This is a genomic window from Cellulomonas sp., assembly GCF_965229465.1.
In the GTDB taxonomy this organism is placed as follows: Bacteria; Actinomycetota; Actinomycetes; order Actinomycetales; family Cellulomonadaceae; genus Cellulomonas.
Genome location: NZ_OZ245882.1, coordinates 4,038,613 through 4,057,967, shown reverse-complemented (window position 1 = coordinate 4,057,967; position 19,355 = coordinate 4,038,613). Strand labels below are relative to the sequence as shown.

Here is a 19,355-nt window from a genome sequence, read left to right as displayed (position 1 = left end):
TGCAGGTGGTGCCCCGAACCCGCAGATCAGACTCGTCGTCCCCGGACCAGAGCACGCCCGCCGCCGAGCCGTCGCCGGCCGAGCGGTACGCGGCCGCCAAGCGCCGGGCCGAGATCGACCGCAGCGAGCTGGGCCAGTTCCGTGAGCTGCTCGGGTTCCCCCTCGACGACTTCCAGGTCGAGGCGTGCCAGGCGCTGGAGCGGGGGAGCGGGGTGCTCGTCGCCGCGCCGACCGGTGCCGGCAAGACGGTGGTCGGCGAGTTCGCGGTGCACCTCGCTCTCGCGTCCGGGCGCAAGGCGTTCTACACGACGCCCATCAAGGCGCTGTCCAACCAGAAGTACGCCGACCTGGTCCGTCGCTACGGCGCCGACCGCGTCGGCCTGCTGACCGGCGACACCACCATCAACGGCGAGGCGCCCGTGGTGGTGATGACCACCGAGGTCCTGCGCAACATGCTCTACGCGGGGTCGAGCACCCTCCAGGGCCTCGGCTTCGTCGTGATGGACGAGGTGCACTACCTGGCGGACCGGTTCCGCGGGCCCGTCTGGGAAGAGGTGATCATCCACCTCACCGACGACGTGCAGCTGGTCTCGCTGTCCGCGACCGTGTCCAACGCGGAGGAGTTCGGGGACTGGCTGGCCACCGTGCGCGGGGATACGACCGTCGTGGTCAGCGAGCACCGTCCCGTGCCTCTCGGCCAGCACGTGCTCGTCCGCAGCGAGCTGCTCGACCTGTACGCCGGGCACGTGGACCCGACGGCGCCGGGTGTCGACCCACCGATCAACCCGGACCTGACGCACCTGCTGCGGCGCAGCAACCGCGAGGAGCCGGGGCAGCCGCGCCGCGGGCCGCGCGATCGCGGCGGTCGGCCGAGGCCCGGTGGCGGACGTCCCGGCGGCGGACGCCCGACGCCCCGGTTCGCGGTCGTCGACGCGCTCGACCGGGACGGGCTGCTGCCGGCGATCGTGTTCATCTTCTCCCGCGCCGGGTGCCAGGGCGCCGTGCAGCAGTGCCTGGCGGCGGGCGTCCGGCTGACCAGCCCCGCCGAGGTCTCCGAGATCCGCCGCATCGTGGAAGAGCGCTGCGCCGCCGTCCCGCCGGAGGACCTCGACGTGCTCGGGTACTGGGAGTTCAGCGACGCGCTCCAGCGCGGGGTGGCCGCGCACCACGCCGGGATGCTCCCGCTGTTCAAGGAGACCGTCGAGGACCTCTTCTCGCGCGGGCTGGTCAAGGTCGTGTTCGCCACGGAGACCCTCGCGCTGGGCATCAACATGCCCGCGCGCTCCGTGGTGATGGAGAAGCTGGTCAAGTGGGACGGCTCCAGCCACGTCGACGTCACCCCGGGCGAGTACACCCAGCTGACCGGCCGCGCAGGCCGGCGGGGGATCGACACCGAGGGCCACGCCGTCGTCGTCGCGCACCCCGGCCTCGACCCGGTGCAGCTGGCCGGGCTGGCGTCCAAGCGGCTGTACCCGCTGCGCTCGAGCTTCCGGCCGACCTACAACATGGCCGTGAACCTGGTCGCGCAGGTGGGCAGGGACCGGGCGCGGGACGTCCTCGAGACGTCCTTCGCGCAGTTCCAGGCCGACCGGGGCGTGGTGGGGCTGGCGCGGCAGGCACAGGGGCACGCAGAGGCCCTGGAGGGCTATGCCAGGGCGATGGTGTGCCACCTGGGGGACTTCGCCGAGTACGCGGCGCTGCGGCGTCAGATCGCCGCCCGCGAGAAGGACCTGACCCGGGCGGAGGCGTCCGCGCGGCGGGCAGAGGTGGCGCGCACCCTGGAGGGCCTGCGCATCGGTGACGTGCTCGAGATCCCCGTGGGGCGCAGGTCCGGGCACGCCGTCGTGATCGACCCGGGCGGCGACGCCGGGTTCGACGGGCCGCGGCCCACCGTGCTGACGATCGACCGGCAGGTCCGCCGGCTGACGGTCGCGGACGTCGGGACCGGCGTGCGCACGGTCGGCTTCCTGCGGGTGCCCAAGGGCTTCAGCGCGCGGGTGCCGGCGGCCCGTCGCGACCTCGCGGCCGCACTGCGCTCCTCGGTCGGGGCGGACACCGGCCCCACCCGCAAGGACCGCCCCAAGGGCGGCCAGCGCGCCGCCGCGGACGACGCCGAGATCGCGGCCCTGCGGCGCCGGCTGCGTGCGCACCCGTGCCACGGCTGCCCCGACCGCGAGGAGCACGCGCGGTGGGCGGAGCGCTGGGCGCGGCTGGCCGGCGAGCACGACGCCCTGGTCGGCCGCATCGCCGGCCGGACCGGCTCGATCGCCGCGGTGTTCGACCGCATCTGCGACATCCTCCTGCGCCTGGGCTACCTCGAGAACAGCACCGACGACGCGGGCCGCAGCGCGCTGGAGGTCACCGACGACGGCCGGTGGCTGCGCCGGATCTACGCCGAGAACGACCTGCTGCTGGCCGAGTGCCTGCGCCGGGGCATCTTCGACGAGCTGGACGCTCCCGGGCTCGCGGCGGCGGTCTCCACGCTCGTCTACCGGTCCCGCCGCGACGACCAGGGCGAGCCGCGCATCCCGGGTGGACCGAGCAGCCGGTTGGGCGTGGCGCTCGACGCCTGCGTGCGCGCCTGGTCGGAGCTGGACGACCTCGAGACTGCGCACAAGGTGGAGACCATCCAGCCGCTCGACGCGGGACTGGTCGAGGCCGTTCACCGCTGGGCGGCCGGCCGCAGCCTGGACGCCGTGCTCAAGGGCAGCGAGCTGTCCGCGGGTGACTTCGTGCGGTGGTGCAAGCAGGTCATCGACGTGCTCGACCAGGTCTCCCAGGCGGCCCCGCACCAGCGCCTGCGGGACACCGCGCGCAAGGCGGTCGACGCCCTCCGGCACGGGGTGGTGGCGTACTCGTCGGTCTGACGTGGCGCCGTTCACCGGTACCCGCGCCGGTTTCGCCCTGCTTTGCCGCGTCCGACTGCCCTGACCTGCCCTATCGTGTGCCCCTGTGAGCTCGACCCTCTACCGACACGGCGTGGTGCACACCGCAGCCGACCCCTTCGCCGAGGCGATCCTGGTCGACGACGGCACCGTCGTCTGGCTCGGCGCGGACGACACCGCCGACGGCCTGATGTCCCGAGCCGACGAGGTGGTCGACCTCGACGGCGCGCTCGTCGCTCCCGGGTTCGTCGACGCGCACGTCCACGTGCTCGAGACGGGGCTCGCACTGGAGAGCATCGACCTGTCGCCCGAGGGCGGCGTGCACTCGCTGGCCGACGCCCTGGACGCCGTCCACCGCGCCGCCCAGGACCGCTCCGGCACCGATCCCGTGCTCGGCTTCGGCTGGGACGAGCTGCGCTGGCCCGAGGGACGCCCGCCCACCCGGGAGGAGCTCGACGCGGCCGGCGGCGGCGCGCCCGTGTACCTCGCCCGCGTGGACGTGCACTCGGCCGTCGTCTCGACCGCGCTCTCGCGCGGCGCCGGGCTCGACCTGCTCCCCGGCTGGAGCTTCGACGGGCGCGTCGAGCGGGACGCCCATCACGCCGCGCGCGGCGCTGCGCGCGACGTCGGCCCGGAGCGTCGCACCGCCCTGTACCGACGCGCCCTGGAGCACGCCGCCGCCCGGGGGGTCGTCTCCGTGCACGAGCACTCGGCCCCCTCCATCGACACCAGGGCCGGGCTGGTCGAGCTCCTGGAGCTGACGGCCGACGCGCGGGACGGGTTGCCGCACCTGGTCGCGTACCGCGGCGAGCAGTGCGTGACGGTCGACGACGCGCGCGAGATCCTCGCGGCGATCCCCGGCCTCACCGGGATCGGCGGTGACCTCAACGTGGACGGGTCCCTGGGCTCGCACACGGCCGCCGTGCGCGCACCGTACGCGGACGCCCCGAACACCTCCGGCGTGCTCTACCTGAGCGCCGAGCAGATCTGCAACCACCTGACCGCCGTGACGCGCGCCGGGGTGCAGGGCGGCTTCCACATCATCGGCGACCGCGCCATGGACGAGCTCCTGCTGGGCCTGCGGGCCGCCGTCGACGTGGAGGGTCCCGACGCCCTGGCGCGGATGGGCCACCGGCTCGAGCACGCCGAGATGGTCGACGCCCCCACGCTCGCCACGCTCGTCCTGCTGGGGTTCCGCCTCAGCATGCAGCCCGCGTTCGACGCCGCGTGGGGCGGGCCCGACGGCATGTACGCCACCCGGCTCGGCGCGGGCCGGGCGGCTGCGCTCAACCCGCTGGCGGACCTGGCCGCGGCCGGCGTGCCGCTCGCATTCGGGTCGGACTCGCCGGTGACACCCGTGGACCCGTGGGCGGGTGTCCGCGCCGCGGTGCAGCACCACGCGGCCGACCAGCGGATCTCCGCGCGGGCTGCCTTCCGGGCGTCGACGCGTGGCGGCTGGAGGGTCGCCGGGCTCGACCACACGGGGGCCGGGGAGCTGCGGGTGGGCTCACCGGCACACCTCGCGGTCTGGCGCGCCGAGCACCTGACCGTGCAGTCCGCGGAGGGTCGGTTCTCGTCCTGGAGCGCCGACGCGCGGGCGGGCATCCCGCTCCTGCCGGACCTCGGCCCCGACGCGCCGCCGCCGGTGTGCCTGCGCACGGTCCGCGACGGCGTCGTCCTGCACGACGCGCTCTGACGTCCGACCGGGTGAATTCCGGCCCTCCGACGGGCGACCGGATCCGCCCGCTTCGACCCGATCCGCCGACACGCGCAGCGACACGCCGATTCGAACCGTACAGACGGGACCGATGGTGCGCGGGTGACCTGCGCGAACGGCTCCCACCTGCACCGACGCCGCCTTGACACCTCTGTGGATCTCGATAGGTTCCTCAGGAGATCCACCGCGGCGACATGCCCACGACGACGACGTCGGATTCGTGCCTGAGGGCCGCGGTAGGGGGTAGGGCTCCGACCGGGCCCGCGTGTTCAGTAGACAACGGTCCGTGCTTCTGCACGCCGACCGGTACGAAGGACACGCGGGCCGGTCGGTCGGACCTCGTCGCCGGAGCCTCAGTCCGCTGACGTACCCTCCAGGGGTGTCCGCCCGTGAACCCGCCCGCTGGTGGACTCTCGTCCTCGCTCTCGCGGGTGGCGTCCTGACCCGGCTCGCGTTCCCGGAGCCCGGCTGGTGGGGCACGGCCTCCGTCGGGATCGCGCTCCTGTACCTGGCGCTGCGCCGGGACAGCGCGCGCTGGAACGCGCTGGTCGGACTCGCCTGGGGGCTCGCCTTCTTCCTCCCGCTGATCACGTGGGCGGACGAGGCAGTCGGACAGGTGCCGTGGATCGCCCTGAGCACGCTGGAGGCGTCCTTCGTCGCCCTGTTCGGTGCCGCGTGGAGCTGGGCGCGGCGGGGCAACTCCGTGTGGCGCAGCGTCGGGCTCCAGGTGACGGTGTTCACGATCCTGTTCGTGGCCATGGAGGAGCTCGCCGCGGCGTGGCCGTTCGGCGGCTTCCCCTGGGGACGTCTGGCGTTCTCGCAGGCGGACTCGCCCCTCGCGGCACTCGCGTCGCTCGGAGGCACACCGCTGCTGACCGGAGCGGTCGTGGCCGTCGGGGTGCTGCTCGCGCGCATCCTGCTCGCCGCGCGTCGGCTGGAGATCGGCCGGCTGGTGGTCGCGACGGCCGTCGTGGTGGCGTTCTTGGTCGTCGGGCTGCTGATCCCGCTCGACACCCAGGCGCAGACCGGCGGCCTGCGCGTCGGCGCCGTGCAGGGCAACGTCCCCGGTACCGGGCTCGACGCGTTCGGCCAGCGCCAGGCGGTGCTGGACAACCACGTGGCCGGCACGATGGCCCTGCTGGACCAGGTGGAGCCCGGAGAGCTCGATCTCGTCCTCTGGCCGGAGAACGGCACGGACATCGACCCCCAGGTCGACCAGACGGCGGCGGGACTCATCGACGGCGCGGCGCAGGCGGTGGGCGCGCCGATGCTCGTCGGCACCGTCGAGTACCCGCCCAGCGGCGGCCGGTACAACACCGCGGTCCTGTGGGAGCCGGGAGTCGGCGTCACCGCGACGTACACCAAGCAGCACCCGGCGCCGTTCGCGGAGTACATCCCGATGCGCTCGCTGGTCCGGCCGTTCTCCTCCGCGGTCGACCTGGTGACCCGCGACATGCTGCCGGGGGACAAGCCGGGCTACATCCCGCTCGACTCCGAGCGCCTCGGGCGGACCGTCGGCATCGGCGACGTCATCTGCTTCGAGGTGGCGTACGACGGCATCGTGCGCGGCGCCGTGCGGGCCGGGGGAGAGGTGCTCGTCGTGCAGACGAACAACGCCTCCTTCGGTGTGTCCGACGAGTCGACGCAGCAGCTCGCGATGTCCCGCATCCGCGCCATCGAGCACGGCCGCGCCACCGTGCAGATCTCCACGGTGGGCGTCAGCGCGGTCATCGAGCCCAACGGGGTGGTCAGCCAGCAGACCGGCCTCTTCACCGCGGAGCAGATGGTGGCTACCCTTCCTCTGCGCGACACGCTGACCCCCGCGACGAGGCTGGGCTCGTGGCCCGCATGGATCATCGACGCCCTCGCGGTGTGCGTGGTGCTCGCCGGTGCAGCCGGGGCGCACCGGGTGCGTCGCTCCGACCGGATCGAGACTGCCGCATGACCGAGACCCCGCAGCGGGTGCTCGTCGTCGTCCCGACGTACGACGAGCGCGAGAACCTGCCGGGCGCGCTGGACCGCCTGCGCACGCACGTCCCGCACGCCGACGTCCTCGTGGTCGACGACGGGTCGCCCGACGGCACGGGCGAGCTGGCGGAGAAGATCGCGGAGACCGAGGCGTCGCTGGAGGGCACGGAGCGCATCCACGTCCTGCACCGGGCCGGCAAGCTCGGCCTGGGCACCGCGTACGTCGCCGGGTTCCGCTGGGCCCTGGACCGCGGCTACGACGTCGTGGTGGAGATGGACGCCGACGGCTCGCACCGCGCGGAGGACCTGCCGCGGCTGCTCAGCGCGATCGACCACGCAGACCTGGTGCTCGGCTCCCGGTGGGTCCCGGGCGGGAGCGTCCAGAACTGGCCGATGAACCGGCTCCTGCTCTCCCGCGGGGCGAACACGTACACCCGCCTCGCGCTCGGCATCCCCCTCTACGACGCGACCGGCGGCTTCCGCGCCTACCGCGCCTCGCTCCTGAGCGAGCTGACCCTGCAGGACGTCGCGTCGCAGGGGTACTGCTTCCAGGTCGACATGGCCTGGCGCGCCGTCCGCTCCGGCGCCCGGGTGGTCGAGGTGCCCATCACGTTCGTCGAGCGCGAGCTCGGCCGGTCCAAGATGAGCCGCGCGATCGTCGTCGAGGCGCTGGTCAACGTGACCCGGTGGGGGATAGCAGAACGCTCCCGCCGGGTGGCGGGAGCGTTCCGTCGTTCTCGAGGCTGATCGCCTCGCAGGACTGTCAGGCGCTGCGGCGCAGCTTGCCCGAGCGGAGCAGGTCCAGGCGCTCGTCGAGCAGCTCCTGGAGCTCACCGACCGTGCGGCGCTCCAGCAGCATGTCCCAGTGGGTGCGCGGCGGCTTGCCGGCCTTCACCTCGGGCCGCGACGCGTCACGGAGCAGTGCTTCCTCACCGCAACGGCACTCCCACACCACCGGGACGTCGGCCTCGACCGAGAACGGCAGGATGATGGTGTGCCCGTTGGGGCAGTCGTAGTGAGCCTGGAGGCGGGGGGCGAACTCGACGCCGTCTTCCGTCTCCATGCTGTGGGACCCGATGCGCATGCCGCGCAGGGACCGGTTTGCCATCTGGGGAACCTCCGTGCCGTTGAACGGCCGTCGAGAGTGAGAACTTCCACCGGTGTCAACGGCGGGCGCCCCTCCAGTGTTCCAGGAGGACGTGAAGGTCTCGTGAACGCGGGTGGTGTGCGGGGGAGAGGCTTAGGGTTGCCCGAGTGAGCAATTCCTCGGCCCCGCTGCCCGTGACTACCCCTCCAGCCTCCCGCACGAACGCGCATATGTCCTTTCGACAGCTGGGTGACGCTGGTCTCGTCGTCTCGGTGGCCGGTCTGGGCTGCAACACGTTCGGGGCGACGCTCGCGCCGCAGGACGTCCCCGCCCTGGTGGCAGCGGCGCTCGACGCCGGGATCACGTTCTTCGACACGGCGGACGTGTACGGCGGCACCCCGGGCCAGAGCGAGCAGCTGCTCGGGGAGGCGCTCGCCGGCCACCGGGACGACGTCGTCCTCGCGACCAAGTTCGGCCTGGACGCCCGCGGGCTGAACGGGCCGGACGAGGGAGCGCGCGGGTCGAGGCGGTATGTGCGACGGGCGGTCGAAGGATCCTTGGCGCGGCTGCGGACCGACCACCTCGACCTGTTCCAGCTGCACGCCCCCGACCCCGTGACGCCGATCGAGGAGACGCTCGCCGCCCTGCACGAGCTGGTGGTCGAGGGCAAGGTCCGCTACATCGGCTCGTCGAACTTCGCGGCCTGGCAGGTGGTCGACGCCGACTGGAGCGCTCGGACCGCCGGCGCGACCCGCTTCGTCTCAGCGCAGAACCGGTACAACCTGCTGGACCGCTCCGCCGAGGCCGAGCTGGTACCCGCCGCCGAGCAGGTGGGCGTCGGCCTGATCCCGTACGTGCCGCTGGCGTCGGGTCTGCTCACGGGCAAGTACCGGCGCGGACAGTCCGCACCGCAGGGGTCCCGGCTGACGCAGATGCCCGAGCGGCTGGCCCGCGCCGACTTCGACCGGATCGAGGCGCTCGAGGCGCTGGCGCGCGACTGGGGGATCGACCTGCCGACGCTCGCGCTCGGTGGCCTTGCCGCCCAGCCGGCCGTGGCGACGATCATCGCCGGCGCGCGCACGCCCGAGCAGCTGCGCGCCAACGTCGCGGCGATCGCGTGGGAGCCGACGCTCGAGCAGCTGGCCGCGATCGACGAGGCTGCCCCGGGCCCCGCGGCCTGACCCGCGTCACCACTCGAGCACCCGCGCCCTGCTCTGACCGATCGCGGCGACCGCCCACAGCCGGACTCCGGCGTCGTCGGCGGCCTCCCGCAGCGCCGGGACCCACGAGGCCTCGAACGCCCCCCGGTCCCCGCCCGCCGCGCGGACGAGCCCCACGACGACCGATCCGCCGGGCGCGTCGGACGCGAGCACCGAGTCGAGCACCGCGACGAGCCGGCGCGCGACCGCGGGGTCGGCGCGCAACGGCACGTCCGTGATCGGCAGGACGACGGGGATCGTGCGGTCGTCGGGGTCGAGCAGGACGAACCAGAGCGCGGGCGGCCCGGCGCGCTCCGGTCCGACCAGGTCGAGGAGCACGGCCAGCGCGTCGGCGCCGGATCGCAGGGCCGCACCCGGGGGTCCCGGGAGGTCGTCGTCGGGGCCGTCCACGTCGAGCACCCACGGCACCTCGGCCCACTGGTCGTCGGGGTCGTCGTCCCAGTCCTCGTCGAACCACCCGTGGTCCTCGCGCTGCGTCATGCGGCCGATCCTGGGAGGGCCAGCCAGTCACCGGCGCGCGGCCGCACCGGCTCGTGGACGAGCCCGCCGTGGGCGGGGCTGGGGGCGGTTCAGGCGAGGTGCGCGGCCACGGCCTCGACGACGAGCGCGTGGTCGTCGGCCTGCGGCAGCCCGGAGACGGTCACCACGCCGACGATGCCGACGTCACGAACACGGACCGGGAAGGCCCCGCCGTGGGCGGCGAACTGCTGGAGCGGGAGGTCGTGCTGAGCCGCGAACGTGGTGCCCTTGGCCGCTGCGCGCAGCCCGACGAGGTACGACGACGCCCCGAACCGCTCGACCACCCGGACCTTGCGCTCGATCCAGCTGTCGTTGTCGGGCGTGGTTCCCGGCCGCGCCGCGTGGAACAGCTGCTGGGTGCCGCGGCGGATGTCGACGGTGACGGGCAGGTCGCGCTCCTGCGCCAGCTCGACGAGCAGGCAGCCCAAGCGCCACGCGTCGTCGTGGGTGAACGTGCTGAACACGAGGTCGTGCTCCTGCTGCTCGACGTGGGCGACCGTGCCGGCGATGTCGTCAGTGCTCATGCCGTCATCGTGGCACGGGCGCCTCGGACGGCAGGGGAGCGACCCCGAAGTTGCCGTCGAACACGTGTTCGGGGTCGTACAGCGCCTTGAGGCGGCCGATCCGGGCGAGCGTCTCGGGCGGGAACGCCTCGGACACGCGGGCGGGGGACTGGTTCGTCTCGAAGCTCAGGTACACGCCGCGCAGGTGCGGTGCGAGACGGTCCCACCAGGCGTCGATCTGCGCGCGCCGGCTGCCGCGGGCGGACGCGAGCAGGGAGAAGTTCTGCGTCCGGTGCGCGTACGCCGTGGCCGCCGGGTCGAGGTCGTTGACGGCGCCGCCGACGGCCCGCAGCTGCACCATGTCGGCGTCACCCGCCGCAACCAGCTCGCCCAGCAGCACGGCGAGCTCCGGGGTCACGTGCTCGACCAGCCCGCCGCGCGCCGCGGAGTCTGCTCCGCCGGTGTGCTCGCCGTGCGGCGCGGACACGGTGGCGGCGTACGGCACGAGCTGCGCCTGCTGCTGGAGCACGGGCGCCAGGTCGAGGAACTGCTCGAGCGCCCCGATTGCCGCGCCCGTGTCGTCGTTCGCCCACACGATGATCGCGTAGCCGACCGCGGGGTTCTGCGCGCGGGCGGGCACGAGGGTGAGGAAGCTGGTGAGCTCCCGCGGCGAGGACTCCACGAGATCGGCCCACGCCTCGACGAACGCCGCGGTGTCCGAGGCGTCGTACACGATCGTGGCGTAGACGACGTTGCCCACCTCCGCGGCCTCGATCTCGACCGCGGTGAGGATGCCGAAGTTCGCCCCGGCGCCGCGCACCGCCCAGAGCAGCTCCGGCTCGTGCTCATCGTCGGTCCGGACCAGGCGACCGTCGGCCAGGACCAGCTCGGCGGCGACCACGTGGTCCAGGGTCAGGCCGTAGGAGCGGGAGAGGAAGCCCTGTCCGCCCGCCGTGACCAGCCCGCCGACCCCCACGTCGCCGTAGTCGCCGGAGCTGATGGCGAGACCGTCGGGGGAGAGCACCGCGGCGACGTCGCCCCACCGCGCTCCCGCGCCGAGCCGCACGAGGCGCTGCTGGCGGTCGAGCACCTCGACCGTGTCGAGCGCACCGAGGTCGATGACGATGCCGCCGTCGTTCGTCGACCGGCCGCTGATCCCGTGCCCACCGCTGCGCACGGCGAACGGCACGTCCTGCTCCCTGGCGAACAGCAGCGCCTCGCTGACCTGCTCGGGGGTGTGCGGCCGCAGGACGAGCCCGGGGGAGCCGGAGTAGACGTAGGACGACCGCACGCGCGCGTACTCGCGGTCGCCGGGCTCCACCGCGGTCGCGACGAGGGTCGCGGGCAGGCCGTCGTAGTCGATCCCTGCCCGCCGCTTGGCCAGCGCGACCACGGGCCGGACGGCACCGGTGGCGGTGCCCGCTGCGGCACGCCCGTCCGAGGCGGCGGCCCGCAGCGCGGGTGCGACCTCCTCGCCGAACACCGCGATCGTGCTCGGGTCGTCGGCGCCCAGGATGAAGGTGCCGATCCCGTCCTCGAGGACCAGGGGGAGCAGGTCGTCGACCCACCGGTCGGGCGGCCCCTGGAGGAAGCCGGAGCCCTGGAACGAGCCGCCGCCGAGGTTCAGCAGCCGGCGGATCTCACGGGGGTCACGGCCCGCGGCGGCAGCGGCGTCGTCGATGCGCGCGTTGCCCGCCGCGAGGTCACCCGGCTTCAGGTACCCGAGGCTCGGCAGCCACCCGTCGGCCTTGCGTCCGACGAGCCCGAGCATCCGCGGCTTGTACGCGCCGAGCCAGATCGGGACGTCGTGCACCGGCGAGGGACCCCGCTTGGCCCCGTCGACACGGTGGTGCGTCCCGTGCACCCGCAGCGGTGCGCGCTCGTCGGTGTCCCAGATGCCCCGGATGATGTCGATCGCCTCGTCCAGCGCGTCCACGCCCTGGCCCGGCGTCAGCCGCGGCACGCCCATCGCCACGATCGCGTCCCAGAACGCCCCGGATCCGAGCCCCAGCGCGAACCGGCCGCCGGACAGCAGGTCGAGACTCGCCGCGGCGCGCGCCAGGACGGCCGGTGGCCGCAGCGGCAGGTTCAGCACGTTCCCGGCGACATGGACACGCTCGGTGGACGCGGCCACCCAGGACAGCAGCGTCCAGGTGTCGAGGAACGCCGGCTGGTACGGGTGGTCCTGGAACGTCACCAGGTCGAGCCCGGACCGCTCGGACAGCTGCGCGAGCGCGACGGCCTGCTGCGGGTCCTTGGCGGTGGGCGTCAGGAACGAGCCGAAGACGAGCTCGTGGCCGTAATCGGGCATCGAAGCATCTCCCTAGTGATTGATGCTTCAACTATAGAGCAGCGGGCTGCCACGCGTGCATGTCAACTGCTATCGGTGCGTGCTCGTGAGGTGCGAGTGGGTGTGCGTACACGACCCAGTGGACACGTGTCGGCGCGATCATCGTGGTCCGCAGGTGAGGTGACCGAGCGAGCCGAATCTATTGTCTGGAGCACTCAACTGTCGGCGCCTGGGTGCCGATGTGAGGCGGAATCGAGGAAGAGGCTGCGCGTTGAGGCACAGGCGGTTGTTCGCGTTGTTGACACTGGCAACGCTGTCCGTGGCGGGCTGTGCTTCTAGCGACAGGCCCATCACCCCCAATGATGCGGGGACAGTCGGAGCGGCCGTATCGGAATTGACGCCGCCTCCAGGATATGTGCGCAGCAGCAGCTGCACCGTCCAAGACTCGGAGTGCTTCACGAGCGACGCAGCTATCGACGGACCGCTGGATATCGGCGCCCGCTCGCTGCTAGAAGCTTTTGGGCTTCATGTCGCTGACGACGGCGTCACATGCTCGTCCGTGACAAGCGGACCATCCTCGTACGCCGATTGCATGGCCGCCGGCCGGATCGGCACGGTGCAATTTGCTGTCACGATAACCTCAACAACCAAGCGACCAGGAAGCTCGATGCCCCAGGGCACGAACATCATGTTCGCGCCGTCTCGAATCGAAGACTGATTCTCACGCGCACTATTCGCGTAGTGAATGGCGCATCTCACGATTTTCCACGTGGGTCGGGAGGTATCCCGGCTAACGGCCGGACCCACGTGGACGGCAGCGGACGCGCGCCGGCGAACCGATCGATCTTCAAGCCGGATCGCTCGGATTCGATCTCCGTCAACGACCCGAACGAGATCGAGGTGGCCCAGGTGCTACAGCTCCTTTCGAGCGCCTAGACGCCGCCGAGGCACGCTGTGACGGCTTCGCCGTGCGCGCTGGGAGCGAGCTCGACGTCCTGGGCGCGTTCGGGGCCGTGACGTGCGAAGACGTTCCGATGGAGCGGTGAGACGAGTCCTCTCGTCTAGTTGAACTCGTCCTGTCTCCGACGCCGATAATGCACATTATGACAGTATGCCGTTGGAGTCACAGCGAGAGGGCCTCCCCGCTGTGCTCAGGACGCCGGGACGGCTCGGAGGGTCAGCGCGTACCGCTCGGTCTGCGACGCGTCGCGCGGCAGCACCTGCCGCTCACCGGTGCGCGTGAAGCCGGCGCACACGTACAGGTCGCCAGCGACGTGGTTGCCGTCGAGCAGCCAGAGCGAGACGGTCCGGGCGTCGTCGGCGACCGCGGCGCGGCGGACGGCGTTCATGGGAGCAGCTGCGCCTGGACCCGAGCACCGGCATGAGCGTGGTGGCGCGACCACGCCGACCACCCCATGGCCGTGCTGTTTAGCGCGGACTCCGGACCGTTCGGCCGTGCGAAGGGCTAGCAGAACGCCTGCACGAACGGTGGGCCGCTGCCCTAGGCGCTTCCGCCGGAGGGCATGTTCGTCGACGTCCGCGCATAGAGCCTGCCCAGCGCCGTCTACGGCTGGCGACGCCGGAGGCGGGGCGCTGGCCCTGTCGCTGCCTCGTCTGCTCGTTCACCCACCCGCAGTGCGGCACGCTCGGCCTCGTCGTTCGCGGTTGTAGTTCCTGGTGACCCCGAAGTCGGCCTTGATCGACGCCCTCTTCACCAAAACCCGTCTTAAACACTCGCCTCCGACGCCAGCTGGACCGGCCAACGCCGACGGCAAGATGAAGATCTACCGAGTCACGCAGAGCCTCAATCCATCATGAAGAACCGACTGGAGTCGCTAGGACCAGCATCGGACTCGTCGACAGTCACGGAACCAGCGACAACGCGACCCTCACCGCTGGCGGATGTAACGACATACACACGAAGTTCATCTCGCTGGCCGATGCGCCACACACGATCGTTCCAGTCCTCAGCAGCGCCGAAATCCCGGACAACTATGCCTTCCAGGGACGTCCCGAGAGCCACGTACTGGACGTTCATAAACAAGATCTCCACCCGAGATGCGAACACCGAACTTCGGTTGGAGCGGAACAGCAACCGGTTCATGCCACCCTTCAGAACCTCCAGATGGAAGACGCGGTCCGCGAAGTCGATGCCGTCTCGATCAGCGGAAGGGATTGGCAACTGACGCTCCTCCCTTACCGACACCTCTCACGCGCTCCGGAGTTCCAGCACGTACCGCTCCTCCGTCAGCGACGGGTCCCGCGGTACGACCTGACGTTCGCCGGTGCGCGTGAAGCCGGCGCGCACGGACAGGTCGCCGGCGGCGTGGTTGCCGTCCACGAGCCACAGCGACACCGTGCGCGCGTTCTCCAGCGTCGCGGCGCGCCGGACGGTGTCCAGGAGCAACCACCCGACGCCCTGGCGGCGGGACTCGGGTGCCACCCACAGGGACACGATGTGCCGGTCGTCGTCCGGCGACCCTGGCTCCAGGATCATGGTGACGATCCCCCGGCCGACGCCTTCGTCGTCCACGGCGATCCAGGTCGTCGACGTGCGAAGCCGCATCCGCCAGTGCGACTCGACGAACCGTTCCTCGCGCGCCAGGGACGCGCCGAAGACGTCGGGGTCCTCACGGAGAGCTCGGAGACGGACGTCCCGGACAACTGTCCAGTCGTTCTCCCCCACCTGCTGGATATCCACGTCCTCAGGATGCCTCATCCGGGACGAGGCACAGATCAGGGCAGCTCGCGCGCCGTGGTCTGGTCGGCCGGCGTGCCGCCGTGGCCCGCGCGATCAGGGACCGACCGGGCGGCGTCGGCGATCTCCTCCTCCGGGCGGGGCGGCACCGATTCGTCGTACTCGAGCTCGGGCACCTCGTGCCCCGCGGACTCCGTCACGATGATCGCCTTCCGACGCACTCAACGTACGGGGGGTGGGCGGCCGGCGAAAGCCGAGGACGGTCAGAGGTCGACGCCCTCGCCCGGGTCGAGCGCGATCGGCTCCCCCGCGCCGCCCAGCCGCTCGAGCAGCCCGATGGCCATCCCCTGCCCGATCGCGCTGAGCAGGGCGTCGTGGACCACAACGAGCCGCGCGGGCTGGATGTGCCGCACGTAGTCGACCACCTCTCCCAGCTTCAGCCACGGTGCCCCGAGCGGGGCGCACAGGACGTCCACGTGCGCTCCGGCCGGATCGATGTACGCGTCACCCGGATGCAGCACACCGGCGACCAGGTAGCCCACGTTGTGCACCCGCGGCACGTCCGGGTGGACCAGGGCGTGCCACTCCCCCAGCACCGCGACGTCGAACCCGCCAGCCGTGACCGTGTCGCCGCCGCGCACCGTGTGCACCCGGTCCGCGGGCGCGCCCGCCTCCACCAGCACGTCGACCACGGACGGCGGCGCCCACACCTGCACGCCTCCCTGCACGGCCTCGACGACCGGCTCGGTAGCGACGTGGTCAGGGTGCTCGTGCGTGATCAGGACGGCGGAGACGCCGTCCAGTGCACCGGGCAGGTCGGAGAAGACGCCGGGGTCGATGACCAGGCGATCCGTGCCGCGGTCGAGGCGGATGCAGGCGTGTCCCCAGCGGGTCAGGCGGATGCTCATCCGGCCAGTCTGTCCTGACCAGGGCGAACGCGCGCGCCGTTTCGCCCGGGACGGTCGCCCCGGCTACGGTTGCGGACGTGCTGGTGCTCGGGGTGTGCAGTCTCAAGGGTGGCGTGGGCAAGACGTCGATCACCCTCGGTCTGGCGTCGGCGGCCCTGGAACGCGGACTGCGCACGCTGGTCATCGACCTGGACCCGCAGGGTGACAGCACGATGGCCCTCGGTGCGCGTCCGCAGGGCGGAGACGTCGCCGCCGTCCTGGACGAGCCCAACGAGTCGACCATGGCCAAGGCGACCGTGCTGTCCTCGTGGGCCGACGACGGCCTGGACGTGCTCGCCGGGTCGGAGCGCTCGGCAGTGCACGACCGGCTCGAGGGCGACGAGCTCGACCGGCTCCGCTACGCGCTGTCGTGGGTGCACGGCTACGACCTGGTGCTCATCGACTGCCCGCCGTCCCTCGGAGGGCTGACGCGCACCGGCCTGGCGGCGTGCGACCGGGCCCTGGTCGTCACCGAGCCCGGCCTCTTCGCCGTGATGGCGGTCGGGCGGGCCATGCGCACCATCGACGAGCTGCGCCGCGGTCCAGCGCCCGCCCTCCAGCCGCTCGGCATCATCGTCAACAGGGTCCGTGCCCGCTCGATCGAGCAGGCGTTCCGGCTGGAGGAGCTCCAGACGCTCTACGGTCCCCTGGTCCTCACTCCCCCGGTCCCCGAGCGCGCGGCGCTCCAGCAGGCCCAGGGCGCCGCGCAGCCCGTGCACGCGTGGCCCGGTGCCGCGGCCGCCGAGCTGGGGCGCACCTTCGACGCCCTGCTCGACCGCGCGCTGCGCGCTCCCCGCCACTGACGGACGGCCCACACGACACGAGCGGCCGCCCACCGGGCAGCCGCTCGTCGATCGTGCGTGGTGTCAGCCGGCGGTGCGGGCCTGCCGGCGCAGCGCCAGCTCGTCCTGGGCCGACGGTGCCGCAACGAGCTCCTCGTCCTCGTCCGCACGCTCGGTCGGCAGCGCGGCGAGGGTTCCCTCGACCTCGCGCCACACCCGGCCGACGGCGATGCCGAAGACTCCCTGACCGCCCTGCACCAGGTCGATGACCTCGTCCGCGGACGTGCACTCGTAGACGCTCGCCCCGTCCGACATGAGCGTGATCTGCGCGAGGTCGTCCACGCCGCGCTCGCGCAGGTGGCTGACCGCGGTACGGATCTGCTGGAGCGAGACGCCGGTGTCCAGCAGGCGCTTGACCACCTTGAGGACGAGGATGTCGCGGAAGCTGTAGAGCCTCTGCGTACCCGACCCGGTGGCCGGACGGATGGACGGCTCGACCAGGCCGGTACGCGCCCAGTAGTCGAGCTGGCGGTACGTGATGCCGGCCGCACGGCACGCGGTGGGGCCGCGGTAGCCGGTGGCGGTGTCGAGGTCCGGGAGGTCGTCGTCGAACAGCATGCCCTGAGCGCGCTGCGGCACTGCCCCGCTGACGCTCTCGGCGCTCTCGTTGCTGGTCACGAATCCTCCACTCGTCGCACGCCGTTCGGCGCACATCTCCCCCGGCTGCTTGTCAGACTAGGCCCGTGGCGGGGTAGACGCCATGACGCCCCGCCGGGCGTGTCGCGACGGGCGAGTCTCACCTTCGACCTGAACGCGAAGGTTGGGGACTAACGACCCTCCGCGCCGCCCTCGTCCTCGGGCTCCGCGCCCGTGCTGAAGTCCTCGGGGGTGACGAGGTCCAGGAACCGGCGGAAGCGCTCGAGGTCCTGCTCGGACGTCGTGGTCCGCACCTCGACACCGGCGACCGCGACCACCTCCGCGGAGCACAGGACCGGGCACCCGAACCGGAGTGCCATCGCGATCGCGTCCGACGCCCGGGAGTCGACGCGCGGGCCGGTCCGGAGCACCAGCTCGGCGTGGAACACACCGTCCTCGAGCCGGGTGATCTCGACCCGGGTCAGGCCGGAGCCCACCGCGATGAGCACGTCCCGCAGCAGGTCGTGCGTCATCGGCCGCGGCGGCACGATGCCCGCCTGCGCGGACGCGATGGCGCTCGCCTCGGTCGGGCCGATGAGGATAGGGACCAGCAGCTCGGAGTCCGGGTCCAGGAGCAGCACGACGATCTCGTCGTCGGCCATGTGCTGACGCACCCCGACGACCTCGACCGGAACGAGCTCGGCGTCCTCACCCATGTCGCCCACGCTACGACTCCGGGGCCGATCCGGCGCCCCCCGTGGACGAGAAGCCTGCGCGAGCCGGCCTACGGGGCCAGGTCGGCGACGGCCGCGCGCACGAGAGCCGTGTGCATCTGGGTGCAGAGCTCGCCGACCTCGGCTGCGAGCGTGCCCGCCCGCGCCCGAGACGACGCGCTGCGCTGGCCGCGCCACGGTGCCACGACCTGCTCGACGAGGTCTGCCTGCCGGTCGGCCGACGTGCGGAACTGCCGCAGGTGCCTCGGGTCGATGCCGTGCTCGGCGAGCGCCGCGGCCGCGACGACGATCTCCCGTGCCCACAGGTCGAACGACCCCGTGCCGTGTGTCCGCAGCACCCCCGCCGCGACGAGGTCCTCGACGAAGGCCGCCTCCACGCCCGACTCGCGCGCGAGCGTGTCGAGGGTCCACCGCGTCCCGGCGCCCTCGCTGACGCCGTCGCGCGAGGCGAGGCGCGCCCGCGGTGCGGGCTCGTCCTCCTCCCCCGCGTCCAGGGCGGCGAGCCGGTCGCCGATGACCTTGAGCGGCATGTACCGGTCGCGCTGCTGGCGCAGGACGAACCGCAGGCGCTCGATGTCGGCCGGCGAGTACTGCCGGTAGCCGGCGGCCGTGCGCACGGGCTCGACCAGCCCCTGCTCCTCGAGGAAGCGCAGCTTGGACGTGGTGACCGCAGGGAACTCGATGCGCAGCGCGGCGAGGACGTCGGAGATCCGCATCGAGGCGCGGCGGGAGATGCCGCGCGGCCACGGCTCGTGCGCCGCGACCTCTGCCGGGGTGGAGTCCACCTGGACCCGCTGCGCCCGGGCGCTGGTCATGCGACGCCCCCCGTCCGGTCGAGCGTCAGGTGCCGGCCGGTCACGCGCCGGCCGCGTCGCGGTGCGGGCTGGGGTGGAACGTCATGCGGTACTTGCCGATCTGCACCTCGTCGCCCGGGCGCAGCGCCGACTGGTCGATGCGCGTGCGGTTGACGTAGGTCCCGTTCAGCGAGCCGATGTCCCGGACGACGAACGTCTGGCCCTCCCGGACGAACTCGGCGTGCTTGCGGGAGACGGTGACGTCGTCCAGGAAGATGTCCGCGGCCGTCGACCGTCCGGCCACGGTCCGCTCGGCGTCGAGCAGGAACCGCGCACCGGCGCTGGCCCCCCGCTGCATGACGAGCAGGGCCGAGGTGGGCGGGAGCGCGTGCACCGCGGCAACCTCGTCCGGGGTGAGCCCGACGGGTGCCGACGCCTCGATCTCGACGGGCTCGATCGCCCCGAAGCTCATCGTGGTGTCGGGTCCCCCCGCGAAGCGTCCGACCTGCGGGTCCTCGCCGCTCATGCCACCTCCCGGGCCCGTCCCTCACGTCGACGCCCGGAGTCCCACGGGG

Annotated in this window: 19 protein-coding genes; 6 read left to right on the top strand and 13 right to left on the bottom strand. The window is 72.6% G+C overall.

Translation table 11 applies throughout. The annotated features are described in order from the left end of the window. The first annotated feature begins 5 nt into the window (after positions 1 to 5). From ACO06A_RS19195 to ACO06A_RS19180, 4 genes are all read left to right on the top strand, one after another. Positions 6 to 2,867, top strand: a complete 2,862-nt coding sequence (locus tag ACO06A_RS19195) for a DEAD/DEAH box helicase (RefSeq protein WP_421733778.1) — start codon at positions 6 to 8, stop codon at positions 2,865 to 2,867. A gap of 85 nt (positions 2,868 to 2,952) precedes the next feature. Beyond that, the gene (locus tag ACO06A_RS19190) at positions 2,953 to 4,581 is read left to right on the top strand and encodes an amidohydrolase (RefSeq protein ID WP_421733777.1); all 1,629 of its coding nucleotides are present in this window, start codon (positions 2,953 to 2,955) and stop codon (positions 4,579 to 4,581) included. A 400-nt stretch (positions 4,582 to 4,981) separates the two neighbouring features. Then, positions 4,982 to 6,547, top strand: coding sequence for an apolipoprotein N-acyltransferase (gene lnt, locus ACO06A_RS19185; RefSeq protein WP_421733776.1), 1,566 nt, complete (start codon positions 4,982 to 4,984; stop codon positions 6,545 to 6,547). Continuing rightward, entirely contained in the window at positions 6,544 to 7,317 is a 774-nt protein-coding gene (locus ACO06A_RS19180; protein WP_421733775.1) for a polyprenol monophosphomannose synthase, read from the top strand. The genes lnt and ACO06A_RS19180 overlap by 4 nt, the downstream gene beginning before the upstream one ends. Positions 7,318 to 7,333: 16 nt before the next feature. Here the strand turns inward: ACO06A_RS19180 and ACO06A_RS19175 are convergent, their stop codons facing one another. Then, entirely contained in the window at positions 7,334 to 7,678 is a 345-nt protein-coding gene (locus tag ACO06A_RS19175; protein ID WP_028046368.1) for an RNA polymerase-binding protein RbpA, read from the bottom strand. A 209-nt stretch (positions 7,679 to 7,887) separates the two neighbouring features. On the opposite strand from ACO06A_RS19175, the gene ACO06A_RS19170 reads away from it, so the two are divergent. Next, on the top strand, positions 7,888 to 8,838 hold the full coding sequence (locus ACO06A_RS19170; protein ID WP_421733774.1) for an aldo/keto reductase: 951 nt from the start codon (positions 7,888 to 7,890) through the stop codon (positions 8,836 to 8,838). A gap of 6 nt (positions 8,839 to 8,844) precedes the next feature. On the opposite strand, the gene ACO06A_RS19165 is transcribed toward ACO06A_RS19170, so the two are convergent. The 8 genes from ACO06A_RS19165 to ACO06A_RS19130 form a co-directional block, all read right to left on the bottom strand. Further along, positions 8,845 to 9,357: a hypothetical protein gene (locus tag ACO06A_RS19165; RefSeq protein WP_421733773.1), complete on the bottom strand. Its 513-nt coding sequence runs from the start codon at positions 9,355 to 9,357 to the stop codon at positions 8,845 to 8,847. An 89-nt stretch (positions 9,358 to 9,446) separates the two neighbouring features. Then, positions 9,447 to 9,920: a heme-degrading domain-containing protein gene (locus tag ACO06A_RS19160; protein WP_421733772.1), complete on the bottom strand. Its 474-nt coding sequence runs from the start codon at positions 9,918 to 9,920 to the stop codon at positions 9,447 to 9,449. Positions 9,921 to 9,924: 4 nt separating this feature from the next. After that, on the bottom strand, positions 9,925 to 12,210 hold the full coding sequence (locus tag ACO06A_RS19155; RefSeq protein ID WP_421733771.1) for an LLM class flavin-dependent oxidoreductase: 2,286 nt from the start codon (positions 12,208 to 12,210) through the stop codon (positions 9,925 to 9,927). A gap of 1,130 nt (positions 12,211 to 13,340) precedes the next feature. Next, positions 13,341 to 13,538: a hypothetical protein gene (locus ACO06A_RS19150; RefSeq protein ID WP_421733770.1), complete on the bottom strand. Its 198-nt coding sequence runs from the start codon at positions 13,536 to 13,538 to the stop codon at positions 13,341 to 13,343. A 455-nt stretch (positions 13,539 to 13,993) separates the two neighbouring features. After that, on the bottom strand, positions 13,994 to 14,371 hold the full coding sequence (locus tag ACO06A_RS19145; protein WP_421733769.1) for a hypothetical protein: 378 nt from the start codon (positions 14,369 to 14,371) through the stop codon (positions 13,994 to 13,996). 27 nt (positions 14,372 to 14,398) lie between these two features. Beyond that, positions 14,399 to 14,890, bottom strand: a complete 492-nt coding sequence (locus ACO06A_RS19140; RefSeq protein WP_421733768.1) for a GNAT family N-acetyltransferase — start codon at positions 14,888 to 14,890, stop codon at positions 14,399 to 14,401. 35 nt (positions 14,891 to 14,925) lie between these two features. Further along, complete coding sequence (locus tag ACO06A_RS19135; protein ID WP_421733767.1) at positions 14,926 to 15,087, bottom strand: hypothetical protein; 162 nt, start codon at positions 15,085 to 15,087, stop codon at positions 14,926 to 14,928. Between the two features lie 63 nt (positions 15,088 to 15,150). Further along, positions 15,151 to 15,795 carry an MBL fold metallo-hydrolase gene (locus ACO06A_RS19130; protein WP_421733766.1) on the bottom strand — a complete coding sequence of 215 codons (645 nt, stop codon included), beginning with the start codon at positions 15,793 to 15,795 and terminating at the stop codon, positions 15,151 to 15,153. Positions 15,796 to 15,872: 77 nt separating this feature from the next. On the opposite strand from ACO06A_RS19130, the gene ACO06A_RS19125 reads away from it, so the two are divergent. Next, the gene (locus tag ACO06A_RS19125) at positions 15,873 to 16,637 is read left to right on the top strand and encodes a ParA family protein (RefSeq protein WP_421733765.1); all 765 of its coding nucleotides are present in this window, start codon (positions 15,873 to 15,875) and stop codon (positions 16,635 to 16,637) included. A gap of 63 nt (positions 16,638 to 16,700) precedes the next feature. Here ACO06A_RS19125 and ACO06A_RS19120 read toward each other — a convergent pair whose 3' ends face one another. From ACO06A_RS19120 to ACO06A_RS19105, 4 genes are all read right to left on the bottom strand, one after another. After that, the gene (locus tag ACO06A_RS19120) at positions 16,701 to 17,294 is read right to left on the bottom strand and encodes a MerR family transcriptional regulator (protein WP_421733764.1); all 594 of its coding nucleotides are present in this window, start codon (positions 17,292 to 17,294) and stop codon (positions 16,701 to 16,703) included. A gap of 149 nt (positions 17,295 to 17,443) precedes the next feature. Then, positions 17,444 to 17,968 carry a bifunctional nuclease family protein gene (locus tag ACO06A_RS19115; protein WP_421733763.1) on the bottom strand — a complete coding sequence of 175 codons (525 nt, stop codon included), beginning with the start codon at positions 17,966 to 17,968 and terminating at the stop codon, positions 17,444 to 17,446. Positions 17,969 to 18,036: 68 nt separating this feature from the next. Next, a complete protein-coding gene (locus ACO06A_RS19110) occupies positions 18,037 to 18,801 on the bottom strand; it encodes a MerR family transcriptional regulator (RefSeq protein ID WP_421733762.1) in 765 nt (254 codons plus the stop codon). Between the two features lie 40 nt (positions 18,802 to 18,841). Then, complete coding sequence (locus ACO06A_RS19105; RefSeq protein ID WP_421733761.1) at positions 18,842 to 19,306, bottom strand: FHA domain-containing protein; 465 nt, start codon at positions 19,304 to 19,306, stop codon at positions 18,842 to 18,844. Positions 19,307 to 19,355: the final 49 nt, after the last annotated feature.

Excerpts from the sequence above, each read along its gene's own strand:
- ACO06A_RS19180 (WP_421733775.1), top strand. The coding sequence starts at position 6,544 with ATGACCGAGACCCCGCAGCGGGTGCTCGTCGTCGTCCCGACGTACGAC.
- ACO06A_RS19150 (WP_421733770.1), bottom strand. The coding sequence starts at position 13,538 with ATGAACGCCGTCCGCCGCGCCGCGGTCGCCGACGACGCCCGGACCGTC.
- ACO06A_RS19110 (WP_421733762.1), bottom strand. The coding sequence starts at position 18,801 with ATGACCAGCGCCCGGGCGCAGCGGGTCCAGGTGGACTCCACCCCGGCA.
- ACO06A_RS19115 (WP_421733763.1), bottom strand. The coding sequence starts at position 17,968 with ATGGGTGAGGACGCCGAGCTCGTTCCGGTCGAGGTCGTCGGGGTGCGT.
- ACO06A_RS19175 (WP_028046368.1), bottom strand. The coding sequence starts at position 7,678 with ATGGCAAACCGGTCCCTGCGCGGCATGCGCATCGGGTCCCACAGCATG.
- ACO06A_RS19165 (WP_421733773.1), bottom strand. The coding sequence starts at position 9,357 with ATGACGCAGCGCGAGGACCACGGGTGGTTCGACGAGGACTGGGACGAC.
- ACO06A_RS19170 (WP_421733774.1), top strand. The coding sequence starts at position 7,888 with ATGTCCTTTCGACAGCTGGGTGACGCTGGTCTCGTCGTCTCGGTGGCC.
- ACO06A_RS19105 (WP_421733761.1), bottom strand. The coding sequence starts at position 19,306 with ATGAGCGGCGAGGACCCGCAGGTCGGACGCTTCGCGGGGGGACCCGAC.
- ACO06A_RS19155 (WP_421733771.1), bottom strand. The coding sequence starts at position 12,210 with ATGCCCGATTACGGCCACGAGCTCGTCTTCGGCTCGTTCCTGACGCCC.
- ACO06A_RS19130 (WP_421733766.1), bottom strand. The coding sequence starts at position 15,795 with ATGAGCATCCGCCTGACCCGCTGGGGACACGCCTGCATCCGCCTCGAC.
- ACO06A_RS19160 (WP_421733772.1), bottom strand. The coding sequence starts at position 9,920 with ATGAGCACTGACGACATCGCCGGCACGGTCGCCCACGTCGAGCAGCAG.